Below are 18,694 nucleotides of genomic sequence, written 5' to 3' on the forward strand. Positions count from 1 at the left end.
AGAGAACGGGACAGCTTGATGGCAAGGCCGAGCGACAACGAGACGAACCTCCCCTTCCCCATCCTGGTCGGCGATATCGGCGGCACCAATGCGCGTTTCGCGCTGCTGCTCGATGCCTTTGCCGAACCGAAACAGTTTCCGTTCGTGCGGACCGCCGATTTCGCCAATATCGACGACGCGCTCCAGCAGTGCATTCTCGATAAAAGCTCCGTCCAGCCGCGCTCTGCAATCCTGGCGCTCGCCGGGCCGATCGAAGGCGACGAGGTGCCGCTGACCAACTGCCCCTGGGTGGTACGCCCGCGCGACATGATCGCCAATCTCGGCTTCGAGGACGTGCTGCTCGTCAATGATTTCGAGGCGCAGGCCCTTGCCATCGCCTCGCTGACCGACGGCGAACGGGAGAAAATCGGCCCCGGCGTCGAGCGCGCCGCAGCGTCGCGCGCCGTGCTCGGCCCCGGCACCGGGCTCGGCGTCGCCGGCCTCGTTCATGCGCGCCACACCTGGTTTCCGGTTCCCGGCGAAGGCGGCCATGTGGATGTCGGCCCGCGCAGCGAGCGCGACTACCAGATCTGGCCCTTCCTGGAGCCGATCGAAGGCCGCATTTCCGCCGAGCAGCTTCTGTGCGGCCGCGGTATTATGAACATCTACCACTCGGTCTGTGCCGCCGACGGCATCGATGCGCCGCTGGAAACGCCGGCCGACGTGACGGCGAAGGCGCTGGCGCACGAGGACCGCGCGGCGGTCGAGACCGTCTCGCTGTTTTCGACCTATCTCGGCCGGGTCGCCGGCGACATGGCGATGATCTTCATGGCCAAGGGCGGCGTGTTCCTTGCCGGCGGCATCTCGCAAAAGATCCTGCCGGCGTTGCGCGGCCCGGAATTCCGCGCAGCCTTCGAGGACAAGGCGCCGCACAGCGAACTGTTGAGGACGATGCCGACCTATGTGGTCACCCATCCGGTCGCGGCCCTTGCCGGCCTTGCCTCCTTCGCGCGCATGCCCGACCGTTTTGGTGTTGCAACCGAGGGACGCCACTGGAAAAGGTGAGGCCGCGCTTCGCGCTTCGGCGCGGCGCGGACTCGCCAAAGGCAGGCCGACACCCTATAGAGCGGCCAGTGCAGCGCTTCCTCCCGGCGCCGCAGGACCGTGCAGGAAAGTCAGTGTATTGGCCGATAAGAGTCGCACCCAGCGCCAGCCCATAAGCTCCGACACCGTCACCACCGTGCTCAAGCGCATCATTGCCGAGAATGGCCGCGAGCACGTCCGGGGCTATGTCATCGCCATCGCCTGCCTTGCGGTCGTCGCCGGCACGACGGGCTTTACCGCCTGGATCATGGAATCGGTCGTCAACGAGGCTTTCGCCAACAAGCGCGCCGACCTCGTCGCCCTCATCTGCGGCTCCATCTTCATCGCCTTCGTGCTGCGCGGCTTTGCCACCTATTACCAGGCCGTCATCCTGTCGAAGATCGGCAACAACATCGTCGCGCGCTACCAGCGGCGGCTGTTTTCGCACCTGATGGCGCTCAGCGTCGGCTATTTCAACGAATCGCGCTCGGCCTATCTCGCCGCCCAGATCAGCCAGAACGTCACCGGCATCCGCGACGTGCTCAACATGACGGTGACGTCGGTGGCGCGCGACTTCCTGACGCTCGTCGCCCTCATCGGCGTGATGATCTCGAAGGACTGGGTGCTGACGCTGATCGTCTTCGTCGTCGCACCGCCGCTGCTTCTCGGCCTGCGCTACGTCTCCAAGCGCCTGCGCAGCGCCACGCGCGAATCCGTGGAGCTCAACAGCCACGTTCTCGGCGCCATGCAGGAGACGGTGCAGGGCATCGCCATCGTCAAGGCCTTCACCATGGAGGCGCAGCTCAAGACCAAGGTCGAGGGCATCATCGACCGCGCCGAAAGCCGCTCCAACCGCATCGCGCGGCTGACGGAACGCACCGCACCGATGACCGAAACCTTTGCGGGCTTCGCCATTTCCGGCGTGCTCGCCTATGCCGCCTACCGCTCGATCTATGGCGGCGTGCTGCCGGGCGCCTTCTTCTCCTTCGTCACCGCGCTGCTGATGGCCTACGACCCGGCAAAACGCCTCGCCCGCCTGCAGGTCTCGCTGGAGCGCGCGGTCGTCAATGCCCGCATGATCTACGAGATCCTCGACCTGAAGCCGCGCCAGGCCGACCTGGCGGATGCCAGGCCGCTCGTCGTTTCCGATGCGACCATCAGCTTCAACGGCGTGCATTTCGGCTATTCGGAGACCGAGACGATCCTGAAGGGCGTGAGCTTCACCGCAGAGGGCGGCAGGACGACGGCGCTCGTCGGCCCGTCCGGCGCCGGCAAGTCGACCGTCATCAACCTCATCCCGCGTTTCTACGATCCGGCCGAGGGCGAAATCCTGATCGACGGGCAGGACATCGCCCATGTCACCAAGCAGTCGCTCCGCAACGCCATCGCCTATGTCTCGCAGCAGCCCTACCTCTTCGAAGGCACGATCCGCGACAATATCCGCTATGGCCGGCCAGACGCGACGGACGGCGAGATCGAGGAAGCCGCGCGCCACGCCTATGCGCATGACTTCATCCTCGCCCAGCCGCTCGGCTACGACACGCCCGTCGGCGAAAACGGCGTGACGCTTTCGGGCGGCCAGCGCCAGCGGCTGTCGATCGCGCGTGCGCTGGTGCGTAACGCCCCGATCCTGCTGCTCGACGAGGCGACCTCGGCCCTCGATACCGAGTCGGAACAGGCCGTGCAGAAGGCGCTGGACGAGGCGATGAGCGGGCGCACCGTCGTCGTCATCGCGCATCGGCTGTCGACCATCGTGCGCGCCGACAAGATCATCGTCATGCAGGACGGCAAGGTTGCCGAGGAAGGCACGCACGAGGCGCTTGCAGGCCGGGAAAACGGCCTTTACGCTCGCCTCAACAGCCTTCAGGCGCCTGCCGGCAGCACGGGCAAATAGAGAATGGACGGACAAGGGATATGAGCGGCACTGCAATGAAGCTGGTCGTCGTGGGGGCTGCGGGCCGCATGGGCCAGACGTTGATCCGGACGATCCACGCCATCGAGGGCGCGGAAGTCTTTGCCGCGGTGGAGCGCGAGGACTCGCCCTTCGTCGGCCGTGACGCGGGCGAGATCGCCGGCCTCGGCCCGATCGGCGTCCCGATCACCGACAAGCCGCTGGAAGCCTTCGTCGCGGCGGAAGGCGTGCTCGATTTCACAGCGCCGGCCGCAACGATCGAATTCGCCGGTCTCGCCGCGCAGGCGCGCATCGTGCATGTCGTCGGCACGACCGGCTGCCAGCCGGCCGACGACGAGAAGATCAAGGCGGCCGCCCGCCATGCCCGCATCGTCAAGTCCGGCAATATGAGCCTCGGCGTCAACCTGCTCGGCGTGCTGACGGAAACGGCGGCGCGGGCGCTTGGCCCGGCAGACTGGGACATCGAGGTGCTGGAAATGCACCACAAGCACAAGGTCGACGCGCCGTCCGGCACAGCACTTCTGCTCGGCAATGCCGCCGCCAAGGGCCGCGGCATCCAGCTTGCGGACAATTCCGTGCGCGTGCGCGACGGCCATACCGGCCCGCGGCCCGCCGGCACGATCGGCTTTGCGACGTTGCGCGGCGGCTCGGTCATCGGTGAACATTCGGTGATGCTGGCCGGCGAAGGCGAACTGGTGACCCTGTCGCACAGCGCCACCGACCGCTCGATCTTCGCCCGCGGCGCGGTCAAGGCGGCACTCTGGGCGCGCGACAAGAAGCCGGGCCTCTATTCCATGCTCGACGTGCTCGGGCTCAACTGACAGAACCTCTCGGGAGACAGATGATATGAGCGGAACCCTCGTCCTCGTTCGCCACGGCCAGAGCGAATGGAACCTGAAAAACCTCTTCACCGGCTGGCGCGACCCAGACCTGACGGAACTCGGCGTCGAGGAAGCCAAGACCGGCGGCAAGGCGATCGCCGAGACCGGCATCAAGTTCGACATCGCCTTCACCTCCGACCTCTCGCGCGCCCAGAAGACGCTGACGCTGATCCTCGACGAGATCGGCCAGCAGGGTCTTGAGACGATCCGCGACCAGGCGCTGAACGAGCGCGACTACGGTGACCTCTCCGGCCTCAACAAGGACGACGCCCGCGCCAAGTGGGGCGAAGAGCAGGTCCATATCTGGCGCCGCTCCTACGACATCCCCCCGCCGGGCGGCGAAAGCCTGCGCGACACCGGCGCCCGCGTCTGGCCCTATTACCTCACGGAAATCCTGCCCCGCGTGCTGCGCGGCGAAAAGGTCCTCGTCGCCGCCCACGGCAATTCGCTGCGTTCGCTGGTCATGGTGCTCGACAAGCTGACGAAGGAAGAGATCCTGAAGCTCAACCTCGCGACCGGCGTGCCGATGGTCTACACGCTGAACGCGGATTCGACGGTGAAGTCGAAGGATGTGCTTGGGGATATGTCCGGCGCGCATTGAGCGCTTCGCCCTTGGCGATAGCCGCTGCCCTCTCCTCCGTCATGGTCGGGCCTGACCCGACCATCCACGCCGCGGATGCAGGTGGATCCTCGGGTCGAGCCCGAGGATGACGGAATGAGAGGTAAGTGCCCTCCAAATACAAAGGCCGGCTCTCGCCGGCCTTTTTTGTTCTCAAGCCCTGCCCGATTCCCACCCCAGCATCGCCCGCTTGCGCGTCAGGCCCCAGTGGTAGCCCGTAAGCGCGCCGCTCTTGCCGAGTGCGCGGTGGCAGGGCACCACGAAGGAGATGGGGTTGCGGCCGACGGCGGCACCGACGGCGCGGGAGGCGGTCGGCTGGCCGAGCTTTTCCGCGATCGACGAATAGGTGACGGCGCAGCCCATGGGGATGCGCAACAGCGCCTCCCAGACGCGGACCTGAAAATCCGAGCCGATCAGCATGACGCGCAGCGGCTCCTTGGGGTTCCAGCGTTTCGGGTCGAAGATGCGCTCAGCATAGGGCGTCGTCGCCGCGCTGTCCTCGACATAATGGGCGTTTGGCCAGCGTGACGACATGTCCTCGAAGGCGTCCAATCCGCCGGGCTCGTCGGTGAAAGCCAGGCCGGCGAGGCCGCGGTCGGTGATCATCACGAGGGCCTGACCGAAGGGCGACGGATGCAGGCCGTAGCGGATGGTCAGGCCGGCGCCGCGCGCCTTCCATTCGCCGGGCGACATGGCCTCGTGCGTGACGAAGAGATCGTGCAGGCGGCTCGGGCCGGAGAGGCCGACTTCGAAACTCGTCTCCAGCAGCGGCAGCGCTTCCTGGCGCAGCAGGCGCTTGGCATGGTCGAGCGTCACGGCCTGCAGGAACGCCTTCGGCGAGAGGCCGGCCCAGCGGGTAAAGGTCTTCTGCAACTGCGTGGGCGACTGGCCGAGCTGGCCGGCAATATTCTCCAGCCCGGGCTGTGCGCGGTAATCCTCGGTGATCAGCTCGATGACCCGGCGCACGGTCGTGTAGTCGTCGCCCTCGGGCGTGAAATCGGATTGCAAAGTCGCGGCAATATTCATCAGTCTTCTCCTGTGCCGCCAGAAAAGCACGCCCTTGGCGTGCCCGCCACCCGATTCCTGCGGGGCGGGTCAGTAACCGCGTTTCACGCGGGCGAGTGCGCCGGAAAAGGCGGAGGCGAAGCGCTCGCGGTCGTCGGGCGGCAGGAAGGTGCCGACGTCGGTCTCGCGGCCATTGCCGCGCACATGCATGGCGGTGATGCCGATCTTCGCCTTGCGCGAGACGAGGAAGCGCGCCCAGAACGGATTGAAGACATGTTCGGTCTCGCGGCCCGACGGGCTGATCTTGCGGATCGAGATGTTGGTGCGCGACAGCGAGACGACCTCGCGGGCCTTCGCCGCCCGGTTGTTCAGCCAGAAGGCGCCGAACAGCACCAGGAAATCCAGGCCGAAGAACAGCACGACCGGCCAGGCGCCCGAGATCAGGAAGACGACCATATGGGCGAGGCACATGGCGCCGGCGATGATGAAAAAGATCCTATGCCCGTTGCGCCCGAGCGAGCGGTAGGGGTGGAGCTCCGCGGAAAAGACCGGGCGCTCGTTCATCGTCATGTCGGCGTTGCCTTGCGTCATGGCGCATGACTATAGAAGCATCATGGAAAACGGAAAGATCAAAAAGACAGCGAGCATCGCTCCGCAACGTCGCAAGGCGGCGGCGCGGCCGAAGAGCCTTTATTCGCACGATGAACTCAGCGAAATCTTCCGCCGCTTTTCCATCCAGCGGCCGGAGCCGAAGGGCGAGCTCGAACACGTCAATCCCTTCACGCTCGTCGTCGCCGTCGCCCTTTCCGCGCAGGCGACGGATGCCGGCGTCAACAAGGCGACGCGGGCGCTGTTCAAAGTGGCCGACACGCCGGAAAAGATGCTGGCACTCGGCGAGGAGAAGGTGCGCGACTACATCCGCACCATCGGGCTCTACCGCAACAAGGCGAAGAACGTCATCGCGCTCAGCCAGATGCTGGTGGAGCGCTTCGGCAGCGAGGTGCCGCGCACGCGCGAAGAGCTGATCCTGCTGCCGGGCGTCGGGCGCAAGACGGCGAATGTCGTGCTCTCCATGGCCTTCGGGCAGGCGACGATGGCGGTCGACACGCATATCTTCCGCATTGCCAACCGGCTGCTGCTGGCGCCCGGCAAGACGCCGGACGAAGTGGAGGACCGGCTGATCCGCATCATCCCGGACGAATATCTCTACCATGCCCACCACTGGCTGATCCTGCACGGGCGGTACTGTTGCAAGGCGCGCAAGCCGGAATGCGAGCGCTGCGTCATCGCCGATCTCTGCAAGTCGCCGGAAAAGACCTGCGACGTGCCGGCGCCGCTGGTGGAGCTGCCGCCGCAGCTTTTCGGCCCTACGCCCTGACGAGCCCGTCGATGAGATCGGCAATGGCGCTTTCGTAGGTCTTGCGGTCCGCGCCGGTCTCGATGGCAATCGCCGCACGGTCGAAGGCGGCGGAAAGCATTTCCGTCAGCGCCTTGAGTGTTGCGGCATTCGCGCCCGCGCCGAGGAAATCCGCAAGCCCGACCTTCAGCGTGCCTTCGGCATTCTCCCGGTCGATCGCCACGACGCTTTCCAAGCCGAGCACGGCCGGCGCCTCCAACAGGAGAAGCCGCGTGCGGCCGGGCGCCGCCATCGCATCGAAATAGGCGGATGCACCGAGGAGCAGCGCCGCGCGGGGCGATGCCCCCTCCAGCGCGACACCTTCGATATGCGCGGCCACCGCCTCACCTTCCCGCTCCAGCACGGCGCGGAACAGCGCCTTCTTGTCCTCGAAATGGTGGTAGAGAGCGCCGCGCGTGACGCCGGCCTCCGCCACGATGTCGGGCGTCGCCGTCTCCGCATAGCCCTTTTCCACGAAAAGCCGCCGCGCCGCCTCGATCAGAGCGAGGCGCGTCGCCTCCGTGCGTTCCTTGTTGCTGCGTACCATTTTTTGCCTTTACATACAAACTGTCTGTATGTTAATTGATAGAAACATGCAGACTGTATGTTTATTTTCACGAAAGGGAAAGAGATGAAAACGACGAGCTATTATCCGGTCATCATGACCGACGACGTTGCCGGCACCGCCGCCTTCTATGAAAAGCATTTCCGCTTCGAGGCCCTGTTCGACAGCGGCTGGTACATCCATCTCCAATCCCGCGAGGACGAGAAGGTGACGCTCGCCGTGCTCGACGGCAGCCACACGACGATCCCCGCCGCCGGCCGCGGCAAGGTCTCCGGACTGCTCCTGAACTTCGAGGTGGAGGATGTCGACGCGGTCTATGATGCCCTGCGTGCCGCCGACCTTCCCATCCTGCTCGATATCCGCGACGAGGATTTCGGCCAGCGCCATTTCATCACCGCCGATCCGAACGGCGTGCTGATCGACGTGATCAAACCGATCCCGCCGAAGGGCGAATATGTCGCGCTCTACGACGCGTCAGTTCTGCCGCAGTGAGAAGCCGGGGTCCTTGCGGCTCAGCGCCTTGTGGAGATGCACCATGAGGCCGGCGGCAAAGAGCGGCGTCAGCAGGTTGACGATGGGGATCGCCAGGAAGGCCGCGACGAGCAGGCCGGCGAGCAGCACCGTGGAGGCGTGTTTGGCCCGAAACAGCCGCGCCTCCGCGGGCGTGCGGTAGCGCATCGCCGCGAACTCGAAGAATTCCCGGCCGAGCAGGTAGCCGTTGACCAGGAAGAAGGCGACGAGATTGACGCCCGGAATGAACAGCAAGAACAGCGCGACCAGGTTGCCGAGGATGACGATGCCCAGAAACTTGATCGAGCCCGAGATCGCCTGGCCGAGCGGCAGCGCCGTACCCGGCGGTTCCGCCGGGTAGTCGCGTTTCTCGATGACCTCGGCGACGTCGTCGAGGAAGAAGCCGGCGATGATGGCCGTGACGGGCGCCAGCAGCAGCGCAAGACCCAGCGCCAGGCCGAGGCTCGCGATGATGCCGAAGACGAAGGTGAGCCAGCCAGCCCATTCCGGCAGGTCCGGCATCACGGCGCCCTGCAGCCAGGGCCAGGCGAAGGCGACGAAGGTTTCCCGCAGGCCGAACCAGATGACGACGAGGGCAAGGACGGTGAGCCCGATGACCTTCCAGAACACGCCGCGCGTCTCCGGGGCGAAGAGGTTGGCAAGCGAGAGCCGGGCGGCGTGAAGGATCATCGAAAAACTCCTGTTCGTTCTCGCATGTAGGGTGTGGAAAAGCGGGCGGCAAGGCAGGAGATCAGGGCGGCCCATTAAGCCCACGTTAAACGACCGCTCCTAGACTTTCGCCCACACGCACGCAGCCGTGCGTCTCAAGAAAACCAGGGAACCGTCATGCGTAACGTCCGGATCAGCAGGCTCCTGCCCGCGCTCTTCGTCCTCATGGTCGTGCTGGGCGCGTTGCAAGGCGCCGTCGCCTTCCGCTCGCTCTCGACGATGACCGGCCATATCGAGCGCATCGGCACGGACCGCATGCCGCAGATGAGCAGCATCCTGCAATTGAGCCACGCCTTCTCCGAGCTCAACGCCACCTATTCCGAGCATCTCCTGTCGATGGACCCGGACGAGATCGGCCGCATCGAGGCGCGCATCAAGGAACGGGCGGACGCGTTTTCCGGCATGGTCGACAGCTACGGCGCCGCCAACACCGCGGACCCGGTTGCGACGGCCGAGATCGACGGTATCAAGGCGACGCTGAAGACCTATATCGACGATTCCGCCAAACTCATCCAGTTCTCCGCCATCGCCGCCAAGGGGCCGGCGCTGGAGGTCTACAAGGGGCCGATGCAGGCGAGCGCCGACGCGATCACCGCCGCGCTCAACGACCTCGTCGCCAGCACGCAGAAAGTCACCGAGGAGACGATCCTTTCGGCGCGCGGCGAAGAGGGTTCCGCCTTCGCGCTCACCTGGGCGTCGCTCGCCATTTCCATGGGCCTTGCGATTGCCGCGATCTTCCTGGTCAACCGCCGCGTGGTCAAACCGCTGAACGGCCTCGGCGCCGCGATGAAGCGGCTTGCCGGCGGCGACACGGCCGTCACCATTCCCCATGCCGACCGCACCGACGAGATCGGCGAGATGGCCGGCACCGTCGCGATCTTCCGCGACAATGCCGCCGAACGCCAGCGCCTGGAGCGCCAGGGCGAGGACGACCGCCGCCGCGCCGATGGCGAGCGCCAGGCCCGCGAGGCCGAGCGCACCCGCGACAGCGGCCGCGTGCAGGAAGCCGTTGCGAGCCTCGCCGATGCGCTCGGCCGGCTTGCCGGCGGCGACATGACCTGCCGCATCGAAAAACCCTTCGACGGCGACCTGGAGCGGTTGCGCGAGGATTTCAACGCATCCGTCTCGCGCCTCAGCGACGCGTTGCGCGAAGTCGGCGAGAACGCCCGGGCGATCGATGCCGGCGCGAGCCAGATCCGCGCCGCTGCCGACGACCTCTCGCGCCGCACCGAGCAGCAGGCGGCCTCCGTCGAGGAGACGGCCGCCGCCCTTGAAGAGATCACCACCACGGTCAAGGATTCGACCCGGCGGGCGGAAGAGGCCGGCCAGCTCGTCGCCCGCACCCGCTCCGGCGCCGAAAAATCCGGCGAGATCGTGCGCCGCGCGGTCTCGGCCATGCAGGAGATCGAAAAGTCGTCGAGCGAGATCACCAACATCATCGGCGTCATCGACGATATCGCCTTCCAGACCAACCTGCTGGCGCTGAATGCCGGCGTGGAAGCGGCGCGGGCGGGTGAGGCCGGCAAGGGCTTTGCGGTCGTGGCGCAGGAGGTGCGGGAGCTTGCCCAGCGCTCCGCCAAGGCCGCCAAGGAGATCAAGGCGCTGATCACCACCTCCGGAGAGCAGGTGCGCACCGGCGTGTCGCTGGTCGGCGATACGGGGCGCTCGCTCCAGACGATCGTGACCGAGGTGCAGGAGATCAACAGCCACGTCGCAGCCATCGTCGAGGCCGCGCGCGAACAATCGACGGGGCTTCAGGAAATCAACACCGCCGTCAACACCATGGACCAGGGCACGCAGAAGAATGCCGCGATGGTCGAGGAGACGACGGCGGCAAGCCACGGCCTCGCCTCCGAAGTGCAGGCGCTCAACGCACTGATCGGCCGCTTCAATGTCGGCGGCAGCGCCGCCGCAAGCCGCACCGTGCACGCACCGCATCTCCACATCGTGCCCTCCACGCCCGCCCCTGCCCCGGCTCCGGTGGTCGCCCGCAAGTCGCCCGGCCAATGGAACGTCAAGCCGGCCAACACGGCCTCCCGCCCGGTCGGCTCACCGGCGCTCGCGCTCAGCGAAAAGCTTGCCGGCGCGCTCGGCGTGCGGCAGGAAAAGGGCAGTGACGGGGACTGGGAAGAGTTTTGAGACGCGGCAAATAGGGCGCTGGCGTTACGCCCCGCCCTCTTCCGTCGGATAGAGATGCGTCTCGCCGCGGAAATCGCGCACGCGAAAACAGCCGTCGTCCGCCTCCTCGACGGCGAGCGAATCCGCCCGGACCTTGCCGTGGCCGCCCGGAATATCGAGGATGTAGGTCGGCTGGCAGAGGCCGGAGACGCGGCCGCGCAGGCTTTCGACCAGCGCCCTGCCCTCGGCGAGCGTCAGGCGGAAATGCGACGTGCCCGGCGCCAGGTCGGGATGGTGCAGGTAATAGGGTTTGACGCGGTTCTCGACGAAGGTCCGCATCAGCTCCGCCAGCACCGCCGCATCGTCGTTGACGCCCTTCAACAGCACCGTCTGGCTGATCATCACCAGGCCGGCATCGACGATGCGGGCAATGGCGGCGCGGGCGTCAGTGGTGAATTCGCGGGGATGGTTGGCGTGAAGCGCCACATAGGTCGTCTTGCCGGAGGCCTTCAACGCCGCGACGAGGGCGGCGCCCACCCGGGCCGGATCGACCGCCGGTACGCGGGTGTGGAAGCGCACGATCTTCACATGCGGGATTTCCGCCAGCCTCGCCATGATGGCCTGCAGGCGGCGCGGCGAGAGCACGAGCGGATCGCCGCCCGTCAGGATCACCTCCCAGATCTCCGGCCGTTCGGCGATATAGGCGATGGCCGCATCGAGCGCTGCCGGCGACAGCGTGCCGAGACCTTCCGGCCCGACCATTTCGCGGCGGAAGCAGAAGCGGCAATAGACCGGGCAGACATGCACGGCCTTGAGCAGCACGCGATCGGGATAGCGGTGCACGATGCCCTCGACGGGACTGTGCGCGAGATCGCCGATCGGGTCGGCGCGCTCCTGCGGCAGGGTGACGAGTTCGGCCGCATCGGGCACGAACTGCCGGGCGATCGGATCGAGCGGGTCGTCGCGATCGATCAGCGCGGCGAGCGACGGGGTAATGGCGACTGTGTAGCGTTCGGCGACGGCGCGCGCTTCATCGCGCTTCTCCTCCGCAACAAGGCCGGCCTCGAAAAATTCGGTGACCGTCGTCAGGCTTCTGGCCGCCGTCATGGTGCCGTCTCCGCAACGGGCGCCCAGATGACCTGGTCGATGCGCGAAGCCCCCGTCGCCAGCATGACCAGCCGGTCGAAGCCGAGCGCGATGCCGCTTGCTTCCGGCATGAGGGCAAGGGCGGCCAGAAAATCCTCGTCGAGCGGATAGGTCTCGCCGTAGACGCGGGCCTTCTCCGCCATTTCCAGCTCGAAACGCCGGCGCTGTTCGGCGGCGTCCGTCAGCTCGCCGAAGGCATTGGCCAGTTCCACGCCGCAGGCATAGAGTTCGAAGCGCTCGGCGACGCGCCGGTCGTGCGGCGCGGGGCGGGCAAGGGCGGCCTCGGCGACCGGATATTCGCACAGGATGGTGGCGCGGCCGAAGCCGAGTTTAGGCTCCACCTTCTCCACCAGCACGCGGCTGAAAAGATCGGCCCAGGTGTCGTCCTCCGCCACGCGCAGGCCGGCGGTCCGCATCGCCGTGGCAAGGCGCTCCCGGTCGGTCGACCCGTCCGGATCGATCGAGGCGAGCAGGTCGATGCCCGCATGACGCCGGAAAGCGTCCGCCACCGTCAGTCGTTCCGGTGCGAGCGCCGGATCGCAGGTGGCGCCACGATAAGTGAGCGCCGATGCGCCCGTAATCTCTGCGGCAAGCGCGAGCATCTCAGCGCAATCCGCCATCAGCACGTCATAGGCCTCGCCCGCCCGATACCATTCCAGCATGGTGAATTCCGGATGGTGCAGCGGCCCGCGCTCGCGATTGCGATAGACGTGGGCGAAGCAGGCGATGCGCGTTTCGCCGGCCGCCAGCAGCTTCTTGCAGGCGAATTCCGGCGAGGTGTGCAGGTAGAGCGGCGTCTTCGTGCCCGAATGGCCGATCGCGGCGGTCTCGAAGGCGTGCAGATGCGCCTCGTTGCCGGGCGAGACCTGCAACGTCGCCGTATCCACCTCGACGAAATCGCGCGCGGCAAACCAGCCGCGCAAGGCCGCCTGGATGCGGCCCCGCGCCATCAGGAACGGCCGGCGGTCGGCGTGCACGTCGGGCGTCCACCAGGGCGAGGGTTTTTGGCTTGTGGCACTCATGTGACAGGTTTCTTCGGCCATGCCGGCGGACAGACTGGTCTTTTGCCGGAATATAGGATAGTTGCGGCCCCGAATACGCTTTTCAGCGCGCGGGGAAGACGTCTCAAGGCGGTCCTCTACGACGCGCTCCATCCAGTTACAAGGAAGACTTATGGTAAAGATCATCGCCTCTTCCGTCCGCAAGGGCAATGTCCTCGACGTCGACGGCAAGCTCTATGTCGTGCTGACGGCGCAGAACTTCCACCCGGGCAAGGGCACGCCGGTCACCCAGGTCGACATGCGCCGCATCTCCGACGGCGTGAAGGTCTCCGAGCGCTACCGCACGACCGAGCAGGTCGAACGCGCCTTCGTCGAGGACCGCGAACACAACTTCCTCTATGAAGACGGCGACGGCTACCACTTCATGAACCCGGAGAGCTACGACCAGCTCACCATGTCCCACGAGGACATCGGCGACCTGAAGGCCTATCTCCAGGAAGGCATGACGGTCATCCTTTCGGTGCATGAAGGCGTGGCTATCGCCATCGACCTGCCGCGCCACGTCACGCTCGAGATCATGGAGACCGAGCCGGTCGTCAAGGGCCAGACGGCGTCCTCTTCCTACAAGCCGGCGATCCTGTCGAACGGCGTTCGCACGCTGGTGCCGCCGCACATTTCGGCCGGCACGCGCGTCGTCATCGCCACGGAAGACGGTTCCTACGTGGAACGCGCCAAGGACTGATCCGCCCTCGCGGACATCAAAGCCGCCCGCCGGAAACGGCCGGGCGGCTTTTTTCTTTCAAACTCCGCAAAATCCGTTAAGACCGACTCCCGGCTCTTACCATTTGTTTTGACGCATGCCGTTATCGCAAAACCGCTATACACTTTTGCGCGGCAAGCTTACGGAGACGGGAATCCCGAATGACCAAATTCGACGTGCTGACGGTCGGCAATGCCATCGTCGATATCATCGCGCGCTGCGATGAGAACTTCATCACGGACAACGGCATCATCAAGGGCGCGATGAACCTGATCGACACCGATCGGGCGGAACTGCTCTATTCCCGCATGGGCCCCGCGCTCGAAGCCTCCGGCGGCAGCGCCGGCAACACGGCCTCCGGTGTGGCGAGCTTCGGCGGACGGGCCGCCTATTTCGGCAAGGTCGCCGACGACCAGCTCGGCGAGATCTTCATCCACGACATCCGCGCCCAGGGCGTGCATTTCGAGACAAAGCCGCTCGGCGGCACGCCGCCCACCGCCCGCTCGATGATTTTCGTGACACCCGACGGCGAGCGCTCGATGAATACCTATCTCGGCGCCTGCGTGGAGCTCGGGCCGGAGGACGTGGAAGAGCATGTCGTCGCCGAGGCCAAGGTCACCTATTTCGAGGGATATCTCTGGGATCCGCCGCGCGCCAAGGACGCCATCCGCGAATGCGCCCGCATCGCGCATGCCCATGGTCGTGAAGTGTCGATGACGCTGTCCGACAGTTTCTGCGTGCACCGCTACCGCGGCGAATTCCTGGATCTCATGCGCTCCGGCACCGTCGACATCGTCTTTGCGAACAAGGCGGAAGCCTTGGCGCTCTACGAGACAGAGGATTTCGAGGAAGCCCTGACGCGCATCGCGCAGGATTGCCGGCTGGCGGCGGTGACGATGAGCGAAGAAGGTTCGATCGTGCTGACCAAGGGCGAGCGCACCCGCGTGGAGGCGATCAGCATTCCGAGCGTCGTCGATACGACGGGCGCCGGCGATCTCTATGCCGCCGGCTTCCTCTACGGTTATACGGCTGGGCGTTCGCTTGCCGATTGCGGCAAGCTCGGCAGCCTGGCCGCCGGCCTCGTCATCCAGCAGGTCGGCCCGCGGCCGCTCCTGTCGCTGGCGGATGAAGCCAAAAAGGCCGGCCTTATTTGAAGGCTTCGCCCGGATAGGCGCCCCAGATCTCGTTCTGCGAAACCCAGCCTGCCGTGCCGTCCACTTCGGCGCGGCACCAGTCGCCATTGCATTCGCCGACCTTGACGACGACGCCCGGCTGGATCTTGGCGACGAGCGAGCTGTTGGCCAAAGCCTCGCGGCGCATGTTGACGTAAATGTCCTCGCCCTTGCCGCGCATCCAGGGTGCCGTCACGGCGGTGCGCTCGCCCGAGAGCAGCGCCTGGTTGACCCAGCCTTCCGTGCCGTCGGCATCGCGCACGCGGCGCCAGTTGTCGTATTCCTGGATGATTTCGACCGGCACGCCGGACTTGAGATAACGCCAGGCGACGGCATAATCGACGCTCGGGCCGACGCGGAGATTGACGCTCTTGGCCTTGAGGCTGACGAAGCGCGGCAGCGGCAGGCCGCTCGGGCCTTTTGCCGCCTGGGCATGGGCGAGCGAGAGGCCGGCGACCGACACGATGACGCCGGCAAGGGCAGCAAGGCTGAGACGGACGACGAGGTTACGCATGGAAAATCCGTTCGAAACTGTAGAGGGCATCAGGCTGCCTTGCCGGCGCGACGTGGCAAATCGCGGGGACCGCCAAGAGGGCGGATTGTCTTCGCGACCGGGTCTGGTAGAAAATGCCCCTGATGAAGCAATCCTTGCCCAACTTGGTTAAGGACCCGTCAACAGGACGCCGGAACATCCCATGACCCAGAAGAAAAAACCGAAGGTCTACATCACCCGCCGCCTGCCCGAGGTCGTGGAGACCCGGATGCGCGAACTGTTCGACGCGGAACTCAACATCGACGACACGCCGCGCACCCAGCCCGAGCTCGTCGCCGCCGTGAAATCGGCGGACGTCCTGGTGCCGACGCTGACCGATCGCATCGACGCGGCCCTCATCGAACAGGCGGGGCCGCAGCTCAAGCTGATTGCCTGCTTTTCCAACGGCGTCGACAATGTCGACGTCGAGGCTGCCGCCAAGCGCGGCATCACCGTCACCAACACGCCGAACGTCCTGACCGAGGACACGGCCGACATGACGATGGCGCTGATCCTTGCCGCCCCGCGCCGGCTTGCCGAAGGTGCGCGCATCCTGACGGACCGCAAGGGCGAATGGGCCGGCTGGTCGCCGACCTGGATGCTCGGCCGCCGCATCTGGGGAAAACGCCTCGGCATCGTCGGCATGGGCCGCATCGGCACGGCCGTCGCCCGCCGCGCCAAGGCCTTCGGCCTCTCCATCCACTATCACAACCGCCACCGCGTGCGCCCGGACACGGAAGACGCGCTGGAAGCGACCTATTGGGACAGCCTCGACCAGATGCTCGCCCGCGTCGACATCGTCTCGGTCAACTGCCCCTCGACGCCCGCGACATTCCATCTGCTCTCCGCCCGCCGGCTGGAGCTGATGCAGCCGACGAGCTACATCGTCAACACAGCCCGCGGCGGCATCATCGACGAGACGGCGCTGATCAAATGCCTGCGCGAGGGCAAGATCGCCGGCGCCGGCCTCGACGTGTTCGAGAACGAGCCGGCGGTCAACCCGAAGCTCCTGAAGCTCGCCACCGAGGGCAAGGTCGTGCTGCTGCCGCATATGAGCTCGGCAACGCTCGAGGGCCGCATCGACATGGGCGAGAAGGTCGTGATCAACATCCGCACCTTCTTCGACGGCCACCGCCCGCCGGACCGGGTGCTGCCGGGGCGGGTTTAAACCGTAGACACCCCCCTCTGCCCTGCCGGGCATCTCCCCCTCAAGGGGGGAGATTGGATGGGGTAACCGTTTTGCCAATCATTGACGTCGCAGTGTGAGCAATGCTTCTCCGCTTGCCGATCTCCCCCCTTGAGGGGGAGATGCCCGGCAGGGCAGAGGGGGGACGGCTATGCCTTGCGGCGCTTGTACTTCAACGTCTCGAACCGCGCGGCAAGGCCGTCATAGAGCATCAGGCGGCCGACCAGCGGCTCGCCGGCGCCTGTCACGAGCTTGATCACCTCCATCGCCATCAGCGTGCCGACGACGCCCGTCAGGGCGCCGACGATGCCGGCCTCGGCGCAGGCGGGCACGACGCCCGGAGGCGGAGCTGAGGGGAAGAGGTCGCGGTAGCCGGGGTTGAGCGTGCCGTCCGGGCCGGCTTCATAGGGCTTCAGCACAGTCAGAGAGCCATCGAAACGGCCAACGGCGCCAGTAACGAGCGGGATGCGGGCGGCTTCAGCGGCGTCCGCCGAGGCGTAACGCGTGTCGAAATTGTCCGAGCCGTCGACGAGCATATCGTAGCCGGCGAGCAACGAAGCGGCGTTGTCCGCGCTCAGCCGCTCCGCGATACCGGTGAAGCGCACATGCGGGTTGAGGCGGGCGACGGCGGCTTCGGCGCTGGCGATCTTCTGCGTACCGATGCCGGCCGTATCGTGGATCACCTGGCGCTGGAGATTGGAGAGTGAGACCGTATCATCGTCCAGCACGCCGATATGGCCGATGCCGGCGGCGGCGAGGTACTGGATGACGGGTGCGCCGAGGCCGCCGGCGCCAATGATCAGCACATTGGCCTGTTTCAACTTCTGCTGGCCCGCACCGCCGATTTCGGCCAGCACGATATGGCGACGGTAGCGGTCGATCTCTTCAGGGCTGAGCGGATCGGTCATGTCACGATGCCTCCGTTCGAGACGGTGAGAAACTGGGCGCGGTCGCCGAGCGCGTCAAACATTGCACGGTCGGTGCCGGTCATGAAGGCCTGGCCGCCGAGCGCATCGACCCGGTCGAAGAGGGCTGCGCGGCGGCCTTCGTCGAGATGGGCGGCGATTTCGTCGAGCAGCAGCACCGGCGCATGGCCGGTCATGCTGGCGACGAGGCCGGCATGGGCGAGGATGAGGCCGACGAGCAGGGCCTTCTGCTCGCCCGTCGAGCAGCGCTCGGCCTCCATGTCCTTCTCGCGGTGGCGGATCAAAAGATCGGCGCGGTGCGGGCCGTCCAGCGTGCGGCCGGCGGCGGCGTCGCGGTAGCGGCCATCCTGCAGCATGCCGAGATAAATCTCCTCGATCTCGTAGGCGGGGCGCTGCCACTCCCCGTCGAGGAAGCCGGAAAGCCGCATGGTGGCGGATGGAAACGGGCCGTCGTCGCGCGCAGCCTCCACGAGGCCGGAGATGAGGCCGACGAGCTCGTGGCGGGCGTGCGCCATGGCGATGCCGAGCTCGGCCATCTGCCGTTCCAGCGCCGTCAGCCAGGCCGGATCCTGCCGCGGCTCGGAGAGTAGCCGGTTGCGGCCACGCATGGCCTTTTCGAAATCCGCCGCGCGGCGGCCGTGTTCGGGATCGAGCGACAGCACCAGCCGGTCGAGGAAGCGGCGGCGATCGGCGGAGGGGCCGGTGAAGAGGCCGTCCATCGCGGGCGTCAGCCAGAGCACGCGCAGGTGATCGAGCAACTCGTCGACGGTGCGGGCCGGCGTGCCGTTCAGGCGGAGTTTTCGCGCCTGGCCCTCGTCGCCGCCTTCCGTGCCGGTGCCGATATCCACCTCGTCCAGCATGCCTTCAAGCGTTGCGAAGACGGAGAAGCCGCCCTCGGCCCCCGCGCGCGCGACATCGCCATAGGCCGCGCGGCGCAGGCCCCGGCCGGGCGAGAGGAAGGAGACGGCTTCCATGAGGTTGGTCTTGCCGGCACCATTCTGGCCCGTCAGCACGACATGCCGGCCGTCGAGCGCTAGCGACAGGCCCGCATAGTTGCGGAAGTCCGTGAGCTTGAGGCGGGAGAGGGAAACCTTGTGCGGCATGGGGTGAGAGCTAGAGCATTTTTTGCGCGAGTGGAATCACCTGGAGCCGCATAAATGCGGCAACAACAGAA

Annotated in this window: 19 protein-coding genes; 10 read left to right on the forward strand and 9 right to left on the reverse strand. The window is 66.3% G+C overall.

Annotation, left to right across the window (positions count from 1 at the left end):
* Positions 1-18: 18 nt before the first annotated feature.
* The 4 genes from J2Y63_RS16015 to J2Y63_RS16030 all read left to right on the forward strand — a co-directional run bounded on the left by J2Y63_RS16015 (position 19) and on the right by J2Y63_RS16030 (position 4,456).
* Complete coding sequence (locus J2Y63_RS16015) at positions 19-1,044, forward strand: glucokinase (protein ID WP_435266885.1); 1,026 nt, start codon at positions 19-21, stop codon at positions 1,042-1,044.
* Positions 1,045-1,162: 118 nt separating this feature from the next.
* The gene (locus tag J2Y63_RS16020; RefSeq protein WP_435266886.1) at positions 1,163-2,956 is read left to right on the forward strand and encodes an ABC transporter ATP-binding protein; all 1,794 of its coding nucleotides are present in this window, start codon (positions 1,163-1,165) and stop codon (positions 2,954-2,956) included.
* Positions 2,957-2,976: 20 nt separating this feature from the next.
* Positions 2,977-3,795 (forward strand): 4-hydroxy-tetrahydrodipicolinate reductase, encoded by an 819-nt coding sequence (gene dapB / locus J2Y63_RS16025; RefSeq protein WP_435266887.1) that lies wholly within the window; start codon positions 2,977-2,979, stop codon positions 3,793-3,795.
* A 25-nt stretch (positions 3,796-3,820) separates the two neighbouring features.
* Positions 3,821-4,456, forward strand: coding sequence for a 2,3-bisphosphoglycerate-dependent phosphoglycerate mutase (locus J2Y63_RS16030; RefSeq protein ID WP_435266888.1), 636 nt, complete (start codon positions 3,821-3,823; stop codon positions 4,454-4,456).
* Positions 4,457-4,627: 171 nt separating this feature from the next.
* Here J2Y63_RS16030 and J2Y63_RS16035 read toward each other — a convergent pair whose 3' ends face one another.
* Both J2Y63_RS16035 and J2Y63_RS16040 read right to left on the reverse strand, forming a co-directional pair.
* A complete protein-coding gene (locus tag J2Y63_RS16035) occupies positions 4,628-5,500 on the reverse strand; it encodes a methylated-DNA--[protein]-cysteine S-methyltransferase (protein WP_435266889.1) in 873 nt (290 codons plus the stop codon).
* A 69-nt stretch (positions 5,501-5,569) separates the two neighbouring features.
* Positions 5,570-6,070: a DUF2244 domain-containing protein gene (locus J2Y63_RS16040; protein WP_256118332.1), complete on the reverse strand. Its 501-nt coding sequence runs from the start codon at positions 6,068-6,070 to the stop codon at positions 5,570-5,572.
* Here J2Y63_RS16040 and nth point away from each other — a divergent pair.
* Positions 6,069-6,857 (forward strand): endonuclease III, encoded by a 789-nt coding sequence (gene nth, locus J2Y63_RS16045; protein ID WP_435266890.1) that lies wholly within the window; start codon positions 6,069-6,071, stop codon positions 6,855-6,857. The genes J2Y63_RS16040 and nth overlap by 2 nt on opposite strands.
* Here nth and J2Y63_RS16050 read toward each other — a convergent pair.
* The gene (locus J2Y63_RS16050; RefSeq protein ID WP_435266891.1) at positions 6,847-7,422 is read right to left on the reverse strand and encodes a TetR/AcrR family transcriptional regulator; all 576 of its coding nucleotides are present in this window, start codon (positions 7,420-7,422) and stop codon (positions 6,847-6,849) included. The two genes, nth and J2Y63_RS16050, sit on opposite strands and share 11 nt — an antisense overlap.
* 84 nt (positions 7,423-7,506) lie before the next feature.
* On the opposite strand from J2Y63_RS16050, the gene J2Y63_RS16055 reads away from it, so the two are divergent.
* Entirely contained in the window at positions 7,507-7,932 is a 426-nt protein-coding gene (locus tag J2Y63_RS16055; protein ID WP_435266892.1) for a VOC family protein, read from the forward strand.
* Here the strand turns inward: J2Y63_RS16055 and J2Y63_RS16060 are convergent.
* Positions 7,915-8,640 (reverse strand): sulfate transporter family protein, encoded by a 726-nt coding sequence (locus J2Y63_RS16060; protein WP_435266893.1) that lies wholly within the window; start codon positions 8,638-8,640, stop codon positions 7,915-7,917. The two genes, J2Y63_RS16055 and J2Y63_RS16060, sit on opposite strands and share 18 nt — an antisense overlap.
* A 156-nt stretch (positions 8,641-8,796) precedes the next feature.
* On the opposite strand from J2Y63_RS16060, the gene J2Y63_RS16065 reads away from it, so the two are divergent.
* Positions 8,797-10,818 (forward strand): HAMP domain-containing methyl-accepting chemotaxis protein, encoded by a 2,022-nt coding sequence (locus tag J2Y63_RS16065; RefSeq protein ID WP_435266894.1) that lies wholly within the window; start codon positions 8,797-8,799, stop codon positions 10,816-10,818.
* 24 nt (positions 10,819-10,842) lie between these two features.
* On the opposite strand, the gene J2Y63_RS16070 is transcribed toward J2Y63_RS16065, so the two are convergent.
* Together J2Y63_RS16070 and epmA are read right to left on the reverse strand one after the other, a co-directional pair.
* The gene (locus J2Y63_RS16070; RefSeq protein ID WP_435266895.1) at positions 10,843-11,904 is read right to left on the reverse strand and encodes a lysine-2,3-aminomutase-like protein; all 1,062 of its coding nucleotides are present in this window, start codon (positions 11,902-11,904) and stop codon (positions 10,843-10,845) included.
* Positions 11,901-12,965, reverse strand: a complete 1,065-nt coding sequence (gene epmA, locus J2Y63_RS16075; RefSeq protein ID WP_435266896.1) for an EF-P lysine aminoacylase EpmA — start codon at positions 12,963-12,965, stop codon at positions 11,901-11,903. The genes J2Y63_RS16070 and epmA overlap by 4 nt, the downstream gene beginning before the upstream one ends.
* 151 nt (positions 12,966-13,116) lie before the next feature.
* Here epmA and efp point away from each other — a divergent pair, with 151 nt between their 5' ends.
* Positions 13,117-13,686 carry an elongation factor P gene (gene efp, locus J2Y63_RS16080; protein ID WP_256118339.1) on the forward strand — a complete coding sequence of 190 codons (570 nt, stop codon included), beginning with the start codon at positions 13,117-13,119 and terminating at the stop codon, positions 13,684-13,686.
* 179 nt (positions 13,687-13,865) lie between these two features.
* Positions 13,866-14,858, forward strand: coding sequence for an adenosine kinase (locus J2Y63_RS16085; protein WP_435266897.1), 993 nt, complete (start codon positions 13,866-13,868; stop codon positions 14,856-14,858).
* On the opposite strand, the gene J2Y63_RS16090 is transcribed toward J2Y63_RS16085, so the two are convergent.
* On the reverse strand, positions 14,851-15,390 hold the full coding sequence (locus J2Y63_RS16090; protein WP_256118341.1) for an SH3 domain-containing protein: 540 nt from the start codon (positions 15,388-15,390) through the stop codon (positions 14,851-14,853). The two genes, J2Y63_RS16085 and J2Y63_RS16090, sit on opposite strands and share 8 nt — an antisense overlap.
* A 181-nt stretch (positions 15,391-15,571) precedes the next feature.
* Between J2Y63_RS16090 and J2Y63_RS16095 the strand changes: the two genes are divergently transcribed.
* A complete protein-coding gene (locus tag J2Y63_RS16095) occupies positions 15,572-16,576 on the forward strand; it encodes a 2-hydroxyacid dehydrogenase (protein WP_256118342.1) in 1,005 nt (334 codons plus the stop codon).
* Positions 16,577-16,743: 167 nt separating this feature from the next.
* On the opposite strand, the gene moeB is transcribed toward J2Y63_RS16095, so the two are convergent.
* Entirely contained in the window at positions 16,744-17,502 is a 759-nt protein-coding gene (moeB, locus tag J2Y63_RS16100) for a molybdopterin-synthase adenylyltransferase MoeB (RefSeq protein ID WP_435266898.1), read from the reverse strand.
* Positions 17,499-18,623, reverse strand: coding sequence for a DNA replication/repair protein RecF (recF, locus tag J2Y63_RS16105; RefSeq protein WP_435266899.1), 1,125 nt, complete (start codon positions 18,621-18,623; stop codon positions 17,499-17,501). The genes moeB and recF overlap by 4 nt, the downstream gene beginning before the upstream one ends.
* Positions 18,624-18,694: the final 71 nt, after the last annotated feature.

The sequence above is a fragment of the Shinella sp. BE166 genome, from assembly GCF_051201095.1.
Taxonomy (GTDB): domain Bacteria; phylum Pseudomonadota; class Alphaproteobacteria; order Rhizobiales; family Rhizobiaceae; genus Shinella; species Shinella lacus.